Here is an 8928-nt window from a genome sequence, read left to right as displayed (position 1 = left end):
CTTCATGGCTGCTTCCTTCCTTCAGGATTCGACAACCAGAAGTGTGCGCCTCAACCAAGGCCCGAGGGAAGCAGCCGCAATTACACGATGACTCAATCAGCAGCTTTGTCGATGACCGTCAGCGACGTAGACGCATAACGCAAGATATACGGCTTCTCGATTGGCTTCCCCATCGGCTGCTTGTCGCCGAAGAAGGCTACATAGCAGTCGTGAGCGCCGATCTCTTCGTCGAGCCAGCAATGGACGACGATCCCATACTCAGGGCCACCCTGTTCAAGGCCGTCGTAACAGACCGCCGTGCCGGGTGGCAGATATGGGCCAGATGTGTTTTGGTCGTCGTTCATGATCTGCGCTTTCCTCTAATTCCATCATAGCCAAAACGCGACGGCGGTGGCCAGCGCCACGGCGGACAGGAAGTTGGCGGCGAGCTTGTCGTAGCGAGTGGCGATCCGGCGGAAGTCCTTCATGCGACAGAAGGCGTTCTCGATGAGATGCCGTCCTCGATACCGCTGCTGATCGTAGCGGATGACGCGCTTGCGACTGCGCCTGCCGGGGATGACGGGACTGGTGCCGTTCTCACGCAGCGTTTTGCGCAAACTGTTGGCATCGTAGCCTTTGTCGCCGAGCAGGTAGCGCATACGGCCCGCGCGTTCGAGCAGCGCCGGGGCAGCCTTCACATCGCTGACATTGCCGGCGGTCAGCATAAGTGCATAGGGTCGGCCGAGCACGTCGGTCAGGGCGTGGACCTTGGTTGTCCAGCCACCACGAGAACGGCCGATGGCCTGCGTCTGGCGCCCCCTTTTCCGCCAAACGCCGAGCGCTGGGCCTTGATATAGGTGCTATCGATCGCGGTGCTCTTCGTGACTGCGCCCGCCTCGGCCAAGGCATCGAGCAATTTCGTCCAGAAGCCCCGCCGTGACCAGCAATTGAAACGGTTGTAGATCGTTGTGGAAGGCCCGTAGTCCGCAGGACAGTCGCACCATCGGCAGCCGGACTTCAGGACATGCACAATGCCCGAAATTACCCGGCGATCAACGACGCGCCGGGCTCCAGGCTGGTTCTTTGGCAAGTGAGGTTCGATCGCCTGCCAAGCAGCATCCGATAACCAGAACAACGAGCGCGACATCGAGCGGAGCCTCCATCCAACTTGGAGACTCCCTTGAATCAACCCAAACGCGCATTTTCAATAGGTTGATTGGGTTTTGGCCCTAGCAATGCCTGAAGTGACGTAGTGTCCGGAACGTCTCCTTCCGAGCGTGTGCGGGCGCTAGCTGCCTTCCGTTCATTTTTTCCGAAGTCGCCCACATCGACGCCGTTCGATCGCCAGACTGATGACAGGTCGAGCTCAGAAGCATTGACGTATCCATAACATCTCCATATTTCCACGTTTATCGAATTATGGAGATTGGGATGGACGCAGCCGCTGTCATCAAAGCGCTCGGCGCTCTGGCGCAAGAGCATCGCCTCGCAGCTTTCCGCCTGCTGGTGCAGGTCGGTGAGGAGGGTCTTCCCGCTGGTGTGATCGGCGAGAAGCTGGGCGTCGTGTCCTCCTCGATGAGCTTCCATTTGGCAGCGCTCGCCAACGCAGGGCTGGTCACCCAGCGCCGCCAGAGCCGCCTCATTTTCTACTCGGCGGACTACACCGCGATGAATAGCCTGATGGGCTACCTTACCGAAAATTGCTGCGGTGGGATCGCCTGCATTGACAACGTTTCCTGCTGCCCGGCCCAGACCGGAGCAGCCGGTTCCGACGCGGAAAAGGATGTCGCATGACCGACCGTGTTCTCAACGTGCTGGTGCTGTGTACCGGCAATTCGGCCCGTTCCATTCTGGGCGAAGCGATCTTTCAGAAACTGGGCGAGGACAAGATCCGCTCCTTCAGCGCAGGCAGCAAGCCCAAGGGCGTACCGCATCCCGGCGCGCTCCTCCTGTTGACCCGCACGCGCCTGCACGACCTGCCCGATCCCGACCACCTGCCAGCCCTCAGGCCTGAATATGCCCACCCGCGCCCGGCGCTGGGGCTTGGGCCCATAGACCCGCCGCTGCGTATCCTGCTGCTCTACGGTTCGTTGCGCGAGCGCTCCTATTCACGGCTTGTGGTCGAAGAATCGGCTCGCCTGCTGCGCTATTTCGGCTGCGAGACACGGATCTTCGATCCTTCCGATCTGCCGCTGCCCGATCAGGTAGCTGGCGACGATCACCCGGCGGTGTCCGAACTGCGGGAACTCTCGCTCTGGTCAGAGGGCCAGGTTTGGTGTAGCCCGGAGCGGCACGGCCAGATCACCGGCATCATGAAGACGCAGATCGATCACCTGCCTCTCGACATGAAAGGCTTGCGCCCGACGCAGGGCCGCACACTTGCGGTGATGCAGGTCAGCGCCGGATCGCAGTCCTTCAATTCGATCAACACGCTGCGGGTGCTGGGGCGCTGGATGCGGATGTTCACCATTCCCAACCAGTCCTCGGTGGCCAAGGCCTATGAGGAGTTCGACGAGGCGGGGCGCATGAAACCTTCGGCCTATTACGACCGCATCGTCGATGTGATCGAGGAGCTGGTCCGCTTCACCGTACTCCTGCGCCCCCATGTCGATCAGCTCGTTGATCGCTATTCCGAGCGGGTCGAGCGCGACCAGCCCGTTGGAACACCGGTCGAGCGTGCCGGACTGGCCCGTTCAAGGTAGTCAAATTTAAGGTACAAAATCGACAAGCCTCACAGTCTGAATTGCGGGTGCCGTTTAAAGGTGGCTCTGCCCTTATAAGCTACCGCCTCTCGGCACCCTTGCCCGTATACCTTGCTCATGGCCGGTTTTGACGTAGACCGACGTTCTCAGCAGCACATTCGAACCACTTGAGTTGGTCGCGTTTCACCCGTAGCGACCGCAGCGGCGCCGGCCAGCGGATTGGCAAATGGCGTCTTGAACCCGGACGTTCGCGGGTTGATCTAGCGAGATTGATTTCCAACTTTGGTTTAGCCCGCCTTAGTGTTGAGTAGCGCTGAGAATTGACCCTGGAGTGGAGTGCATCCCAGAAGCTGGACCACGGAGTTCCGTCGAACTAAGCCGCCTGCTGGGCGATTAGCGTTTCAAATTCCTCGGGCGCACAGTATCCGAGCGCCGAGTGCATTCGCCTGGTGTTGTAGACGCGTTCGATAAAGACCGGCAACCGCTGGGCGACATCTGCCAAGGTCTCGTAGCCGGCGATGTAAACCTCCTCAACTTTCAGCGTCTTCATAAAGCTTTCGGCACGGGCGTTGTGGTAAGGATTGCCGACGCTGCTCATGGATCCGCGCAAACCAGCAGCGTCCAAAGCATTGCGATAGAGCTGGGATGCGTATTGGCAGCCCCTATCCGTATGATGAATGCATCCCGGCGGTGGTTTTCTGCTGGTTACCGCGGAATGCAGAGCGGCCAGCGCGAGCGACGTATCGAGGCGCTGCGACAGCGCATATCCGACGACCTTGCGACTGCAGGCGTCCAGAATGATCGCAAGATAGCAGAAGCCTTGGGCGACACGGAAATAAGTAAAATCGGCGACCCAGACCTGGTCGGGCCGATCGGGGATGCGGTTCTGGTAGAGGTTCGGATAGATCGGCTGATCATGCCGGCTGTCGGTCGTGCGCACGACGCGTCGCCGCGGCCTTCCCCAATCCGCCTAAGCGCATGATCCGCGACACTTTCTTGTGGTTCACGAGAAGCCCGCGACGTCGTAGCTCGTGCGAGACACGACGGTAACCGTAGCGAGGAAATTCATCCTGAATGTCTTCGATCAAGGCGATGACTTCAGCATCGGTCGGCCCAACCTCCGACGATACCGAGTGAAAGTAAAAGGTGCTGCGCGGCAGGTTCATAGCTTTGCACCCCCGTCTAACAGAGCAGCCCCGGGGCCGGTGACGATGAAGGATCTCCCGCTGTCGGTTGCGGTCGGCGGGCGAGGCGTTTTTTTTGACAAGGTCGAGTTCCATCGTCAGTTGCCTGACCTTTCGCTCGAGCGCGGCGATCTTGGATTCATATTCGGCGATCACGCTCGCCTCGGCTTCCTCGTTGGTGAGTTCGCCCCGATCGAATTGCGTCAGCCACAGCTGGATGAGATTGGCGGAGATAGTGTATTTCCGCTGAGCATCCCTTCGGCCGATCACTCCCGCCCGGATATCCTGGCAGAGCTGAAGCTTGAACGGCGTCGAATGCCGCCGGTAGGGTCCTCGTGATGACATGAGCCTTCTCCAAACAAGGCCCGTTCAGCGTATCAGTTTTTCAGGCTCCCGTGGTCCAGCTTCTGGGGTGCACTCCACTACGAACCTCAGCTTCAGCGAATGATCTGGCGTCTTCGGCGATGCCAAGATGACCACTGCCTTGCTCGATCGCCTCACCCATCATTGCCACATCCTCGATACAGGCAATGATAGCTTCCGCTTCAGGGCCAGCTCCGCCGCACCCAAATCCAGAAAGGGATAAACCCAACTCTTGACCGTGCCCCTCGTGGGCAGCACTTATCCAACACCCACCCGGGTCAAATCTCAGTGATAACCCCGGGTCAATTCTCAGCGCTACTCAACACGCAGAGCTTATCCTCCCAATTTACAGCTGTTGCAGAGGGTTTTTGATGTGTTTGCGCGGGTCTGATGTAGATCAGCCTGGAGCTAGTCTTTTGCGTTGCGCTATTGCATCGGCCAGAGCAGCGTATCTGTAGGGGCCCACCGTGAAGATCTCGGTGAATGTTCTTTTGATACCTTCGCTATGATCGGTATCAGGGGGCAACTCTCCGCCTTCGTTCTCCCACGATCCAATTTCGCTCTTGGCAAAATCCGCTTCACGCTGATCATCGGGTTTGCTGCAAAGGCTCTCACCGATCAGCGCAAGCTGTTGAGCAATGTCCTCAAGGGCGAGAACCATCCGTTCCTCAACGGTTGCGTCGGCGCGGCGTTGGTCGCGAGCCCGGACTTCGGTCGGCGTCATGTCACACCTCTTGTGTTCGAAAACGATCGCGTCACAGCGAATGTCGCCGTTTGAACTCGCGTTCGACTAGCTTTATGACTTCATCTTCGTGGCTTTCGCTGTTTAGCGGAGCCTCGTTCGCTCGATCAGCGCGGTTCTGTACGATTCTCGCCTTGAGCTGCAGGATTACCTCAGGATCAGCATCAGCAAGAAAGCCGATCAAGGCCCGCAAAATCTGTTCCTGCGCTTCAACTTTGCGCTTGACCAAGGCTAGATCGTGGGTGGGATCCACATCCACGGCATCTTTTCTCCAGGTTCTATCCTGATCCCGATCGCAGCTTACGGGCCATTCGTGAGCCTCATCGGCCGCAGATGTAAACGCCGAGAACGACGGGGGAGTTTTTCCGGGGGTTCTAGACATGATCGACTCCACATGAGCGGGAGACGCTATCTCTCTGCCAGGTCATGCCCATGGATGCGGATCTGGTCACTGGAATATGGGGTGGAATACGCAGCAAACAAGCACCCGAGCAAGGCTGCGGCAACGCAAAGATCCCTGTGCTCAAGAGGTTTCGGCGGGCTCTTCAACGAGATGCTTGACTGTCACGCTGGTGCCCGGGTGTGCAGCATTCACTGTGACTGCAGCTTGCAACTGCTTTGCCAAGGCTTCAACTATGCTGGTACCGAGTCCCGGCACGGCTTCCTGTGACTTGCCAACCCCATTGTCCGTCACTTGGAGCAACCAGCCTTTGGCCAAGGAGCGGAAGTTGACGTGGATTTCGCCGCCAGCTTGATGGCTGGGAAAGGCATGCTTGAGTGCATTGATCACAAGTTCGGTCACGATCAGGCCGATGCTGACAGATGCTTCAGCCCCAAAATATGCATCGTCGACCGCAATCGCTAATTTAAGATGCTCAGGCTCGAGGATCATGGAGGCGCCTATGCTTGCGCAAAGGGTCGTCAAATATTCTGCCAGGGCCACTCCTTCCGCCGTTGATGTGGTCAGCTGCCTTTGCAAACGCGCAACGGCCATGACCCGTTCATGGGCGTCCTGAAGATGACTGCGTGCCTCCTCGGACTGCACCCGGCGCGCACCCAGCATCAGTACGCTCGCTATGATCTGAAGGCTGTTGGCAACCCTATGCTGAAGTTCCTGAAGAAGCACCTGTTTCTGCTTGATGAGATCGTCTTTCTGATCGGTCAGCAGTCGTGATGCTGAAACGTCAACAATCGCCAGCAGGAGGCCGACGTCATCTGCCTCCCCATAGGCAAGACGCTGTGCGTTGAGCACGAGATGATGCAAGCGTCCTGGGCGTTGAAGATCAAGTTCGTACGCTTCGATAGCAACGCTTCCCGCCATTGTGGTGGTCAGCAAGGAGCGTAAGCGTGGAAGGTTCCACTCACCCGCCCCCAGATCCAGTAGCTTGCGCCCGGAAACCTTCTTGGGATCGAGACCAAAGAGGGTGCAGAAAGATCCGCTCGCCGCTCTTACCGTCAAAGAAGGATCCATGAGCACCAACGGTGTGCTTGAGGCAAGAACGATGGCCAAGCCTAACCCGTCAGGGGCATGCATCGAAAGTGATTGGGCAGGTGCCATAAACCGGAATCCTTGCAAAGCCGCAGAGGCTGCGCATAAGCTTGGCTGATAGATTGCAGCGCAAATGCAGGCCAAGTGGCCACAAAGCGTCGGTCAAGACAGGACATAACACGAGTTGGGCTTGCAAAACTAATGTTTTGCTTGGCTTGGGAGGTGCGATGGCCGATCCGTTCAGCATATGATCCTGCGACAGAATTTTGCCCCGGGTTCAATAGCCTCAATGGAGAAAACGCAGCATAGATCCGTTCTTTTTATGTTTGTTGCATTCACACGCTAAAACGCCGTGGGAATTGGCAATCATGGGGGTTTTTTAATTATTTGTGTTGAGTCGTTTTATCCTTGTAAATGATCATTTTGATCACCATGTCGTATGTACCGGTGCTGGGCGATGCAGGGCCCGGCTGAGAGACCTCCGAGCTCCCGCACAACGGAGCACCGCCATGGATCTCAATCAGCTGCTTTATCATCATCAGGTTGCCCTGATCGAGGCGCAGACCTCTGTCTCTGCAAACCCTTTTGATCTCGTCGGCTATTATCGCTCTCGGATCGCGAAGATGAGAATGACCTTGGACACGCCCGATGTACCGCGTTGGGTACAAACCATGCTCGGTGGCTCAGGTTCGTGATCTCACTCGGTCCTATTGGAGAATACCGATGCGCGCTTTGACAGAATTCTATCTCGAACGTGTGGCACAATGCGCTGATGAGGCGAGAACGAGCGGCCTTACAAATCAGCGGAACAAATTCCTGCACGCCGAGGCCGCTTGGCAAGCCTTGGCCAACCGCAGCGCCCGTGATGAACGAGTGCAGACGGAGCGTGAGCCAGTTTGACTGCGTTCGTTGCAGTATTGCAGCTGAAGACACGGCTTCACAGTCGGAGACCTTGAGTGCTTCCGCGCGCAGGTGGTCAAAATTCCCGTTGGAGACTTTGCAGTTCACGTGGCGGCTTGCGCGCCGCTGACCCGCACTATGCTAAGGCTGGTGTATAAAGCCACCCGGGTCTGTTTGCCCTCTTCCTCGATGACTTGATCAATCCGTCGTTGGTCCACCCGCAGGAGAATGCACCGTGAGGAGACACCGAGAGTCTCATCTTGTTCAACGCATTGGCTGGCTTCGGGCTGCAGTTCTGGGCGCCAACGATGGCATCGTCTCCACAGCAAGCCTTATCCTCGGTGTCGCAGCATCCGGTGCTGATCGCCAGGCCATCATCGTTGCAACCATAGCAGGGCTCGTTGCTGGAGCAATGTCGATGGCGGCGGGCGAGTACGTCTCGGTAAGTTCGCAGGCAGATACCGAAGCTGCAGACATTGCCCGAGAGCGAGCCGAGCTCACGGACGATCCCGACTCCGAGCAGCAGGAGCTGGCAGAAATCTACATTGCACGCGGTGTCGAACCCGAAACAGCAAAAATCGTGGCCGCGCAGATGATGGCGCACGATGCGCTGGCCTCGCCCACGCGGGATGAGCTTCATATCACTGCAACAACCACTGCAAGGCCGGTGCTTGCTGCTTTTGCTTCAGCAGGTACATTTACCGCCGGGGCCATCTTGCCGGTACTTCTGGCAGCACTGTTGCCGATAGCGCTTATAGTCGCAGGTACTGCAGTAGGATCGATACTGTTCCTCGCACTGCTCGGCGCTTTGGGAGCCAAAACCGGCGGCGCGCCAATTGCCAAACCGGTTTTGCGGGTGGTTTTCTGGGGCGCTCTGGCGATGCTGCTTACTGCGGGGATTGGCCGATTGGTTGGAACTGCAGTCTAGCCCGCTGCCAGGCGGGTGCAGACTTCTGTCCGGCCTGTTGATGCAGTCCTGAAGAAGACCGCTGGCCCTGATGGTGTCCGCGAACTGGGTCCCGCACTACTAATCAGGCTGTGACGCCTTGGACATTCGCTGGGTTGTCCCGGTTCCCGGTCTGACCGGTTCGCCATCAGCTCGCTTTGCTCTCACAACTCCTGAAGCTGGCTTTCGCCGCTATTCCGCTGCCTCTACTCCGCCAACGCAGGCACGTGACGTTCGCGGTAGACCTCGCCGCGCGCCATGATGGCCCAAACGATTCTGGCCGTCTTGTTTGCCAAAGCGACGGTCGCAACCCGCGCAGGCTTCCGCGCTAGCAGGGCGAGAACGTTGGGATCGACCGCCTCCGGCTTGCGGATTCCGACGATGGCGCGCATATACTCCGATCTGATGCCGCCCAGCGTTCCGATTTGATCGCGCGCAGGTGAACACCTGATCGTTGGGTAATGATTTCACTGTGTGCTCGACTTGGTCAAGCCGGAGTTGTGGCGGACAGGCGGCGCATGGATTCGCCATGAGCGACACCTGGGTCTACGGCACTGTGCCTGCTGTGCTCGAACAGGCCAAGGGAGGCGCGCACCCCGGCCAGCATGAGGCAACAGACGTGG

Annotated in this window: 11 protein-coding genes and 2 pseudogenes; 5 read left to right on the top strand and 8 right to left on the bottom strand. The window is 58.1% G+C overall.

Annotated elements, in window-relative coordinates:
* Positions 1-92 precede the first annotated feature (92 nt).
* On the bottom strand, positions 93-344 hold the full coding sequence (locus tag B9A23_RS21735; RefSeq protein ID WP_084281487.1) for a hypothetical protein: 252 nt from the start codon (positions 342-344) through the stop codon (positions 93-95).
* Positions 345-368: 24 nt separating this feature from the next.
* Positions 369-1126, bottom strand: a protein-coding gene (locus tag B9A23_RS21730) for an IS5 family transposase (protein ID WP_139797650.1) whose coding sequence is annotated in 2 segments (ribosomal slippage) — positions 369-787 and positions 787-1126 — 759 coding nt in all. Because the reading frame shifts where the segments join, the coding sequence is not laid out codon by codon here.
* Between the two features lie 284 nt (positions 1127-1410).
* On the opposite strand from B9A23_RS21730, the gene B9A23_RS21725 reads away from it, so the two are divergent.
* Together B9A23_RS21725 and arsH are read left to right on the top strand one after the other, a co-directional pair.
* Entirely contained in the window at positions 1411-1773 is a 363-nt protein-coding gene (locus tag B9A23_RS21725) for an ArsR/SmtB family transcription factor (protein ID WP_176218122.1), read from the top strand.
* The gene (gene arsH / locus B9A23_RS21720) at positions 1770-2681 is read left to right on the top strand and encodes an arsenical resistance protein ArsH (RefSeq protein WP_254895243.1); all 912 of its coding nucleotides are present in this window, start codon (positions 1770-1772) and stop codon (positions 2679-2681) included. Before B9A23_RS21725 ends, arsH begins: the two co-directional genes overlap by 4 nt.
* Before the next feature lie 373 nt (positions 2682-3054).
* Here arsH and B9A23_RS21715 read toward each other — a convergent pair whose 3' ends face one another.
* Together B9A23_RS21715 and B9A23_RS23130 are read right to left on the bottom strand one after the other, a co-directional pair.
* A complete protein-coding gene (locus B9A23_RS21715) occupies positions 3055-3621 on the bottom strand; it encodes an IS3 family transposase (protein WP_139797649.1) in 567 nt (188 codons plus the stop codon).
* On the bottom strand, positions 3596-4210 hold the full coding sequence (locus B9A23_RS23130; protein WP_217806661.1) for an IS3 family transposase: 615 nt from the start codon (positions 4208-4210) through the stop codon (positions 3596-3598). Before B9A23_RS23130 ends, B9A23_RS21715 begins: the two co-directional genes overlap by 26 nt.
* A gap of 76 nt (positions 4211-4286) precedes the next feature.
* On the opposite strand from B9A23_RS23130, the pseudogene B9A23_RS21705 reads away from it, so the two are divergent.
* Positions 4287-4451 (top strand): annotated as a pseudogene (locus tag B9A23_RS21705) (ATP-binding protein); the annotation flags it as partial.
* Between the two features lie 174 nt (positions 4452-4625).
* On the opposite strand, the gene B9A23_RS22580 reads toward B9A23_RS21705, so the two are convergent.
* The 3 genes from B9A23_RS22580 to B9A23_RS21690 form a co-directional block, all read right to left on the bottom strand.
* Positions 4626-4952 carry a hypothetical protein gene (locus tag B9A23_RS22580; protein ID WP_139797647.1) on the bottom strand — a complete coding sequence of 109 codons (327 nt, stop codon included), beginning with the start codon at positions 4950-4952 and terminating at the stop codon, positions 4626-4628.
* Between the two features lie 31 nt (positions 4953-4983).
* Positions 4984-5352, bottom strand: a complete 369-nt coding sequence (locus B9A23_RS21695) for a hypothetical protein (RefSeq protein ID WP_139797646.1) — start codon at positions 5350-5352, stop codon at positions 4984-4986.
* A gap of 141 nt (positions 5353-5493) precedes the next feature.
* Positions 5494-6528 (bottom strand): sensor histidine kinase, encoded by a 1035-nt coding sequence (locus tag B9A23_RS21690; RefSeq protein ID WP_217806660.1) that lies wholly within the window; start codon positions 6526-6528, stop codon positions 5494-5496.
* A gap of 440 nt (positions 6529-6968) precedes the next feature.
* On the opposite strand from B9A23_RS21690, the gene B9A23_RS21685 reads away from it, so the two are divergent.
* Both B9A23_RS21685 and B9A23_RS21680 read left to right on the top strand, forming a co-directional pair.
* Positions 6969-7154 carry a hypothetical protein gene (locus B9A23_RS21685; protein WP_084281478.1) on the top strand — a complete coding sequence of 62 codons (186 nt, stop codon included), beginning with the start codon at positions 6969-6971 and terminating at the stop codon, positions 7152-7154.
* Positions 7155-7594: 440 nt separating this feature from the next.
* Complete coding sequence (locus B9A23_RS21680) at positions 7595-8287, top strand: VIT1/CCC1 transporter family protein (RefSeq protein ID WP_084281476.1); 693 nt, start codon at positions 7595-7597, stop codon at positions 8285-8287.
* Between the two features lie 224 nt (positions 8288-8511).
* Here the strand turns inward: B9A23_RS21680 and B9A23_RS22575 are convergent.
* Positions 8512-8640 (bottom strand): annotated as a pseudogene (locus B9A23_RS22575) (IS110 family transposase); the annotation flags it as partial.
* Positions 8641-8928 lie beyond the last annotated feature (288 nt).

The sequence above is a fragment of the Novosphingobium sp. B1 genome (assembly GCF_900176395.1).
Lineage (GTDB): Bacteria > Pseudomonadota > Alphaproteobacteria > Sphingomonadales > Sphingomonadaceae > Novosphingobium.
Note: the sequence above shows the minus strand (reverse complement) of the source record. Positions and strands in the feature narration are given on the sequence as shown.

Bases quoted from the DNA above. Each gene is read 5' to 3' on its own strand.
- B9A23_RS21735 (WP_084281487.1), bottom strand. From the start codon at position 344: ATGAACGACGACCAAAACACATCTGGCCCATATCTGCCACCCGGCACG.
- B9A23_RS21725 (WP_176218122.1), top strand. From the start codon at position 1,411: ATGGACGCAGCCGCTGTCATCAAAGCGCTCGGCGCTCTGGCGCAAGAG.
- arsH (WP_254895243.1), top strand. From the start codon at position 1,770: ATGACCGACCGTGTTCTCAACGTGCTGGTGCTGTGTACCGGCAATTCG.
- B9A23_RS23130 (WP_217806661.1), bottom strand. From the start codon at position 4,210: ATGTCATCACGAGGACCCTACCGGCGGCATTCGACGCCGTTCAAGCTT.
- B9A23_RS22580 (WP_139797647.1), bottom strand. From the start codon at position 4,952: ATGACGCCGACCGAAGTCCGGGCTCGCGACCAACGCCGCGCCGACGCA.
- B9A23_RS21695 (WP_139797646.1), bottom strand. From the start codon at position 5,352: ATGTCTAGAACCCCCGGAAAAACTCCCCCGTCGTTCTCGGCGTTTACA.
- B9A23_RS21690 (WP_217806660.1), bottom strand. From the start codon at position 6,528: ATGGCACCTGCCCAATCACTTTCGATGCATGCCCCTGACGGGTTAGGC.
- B9A23_RS21685 (WP_084281478.1), top strand. From the start codon at position 6,969: ATGGATCTCAATCAGCTGCTTTATCATCATCAGGTTGCCCTGATCGAG.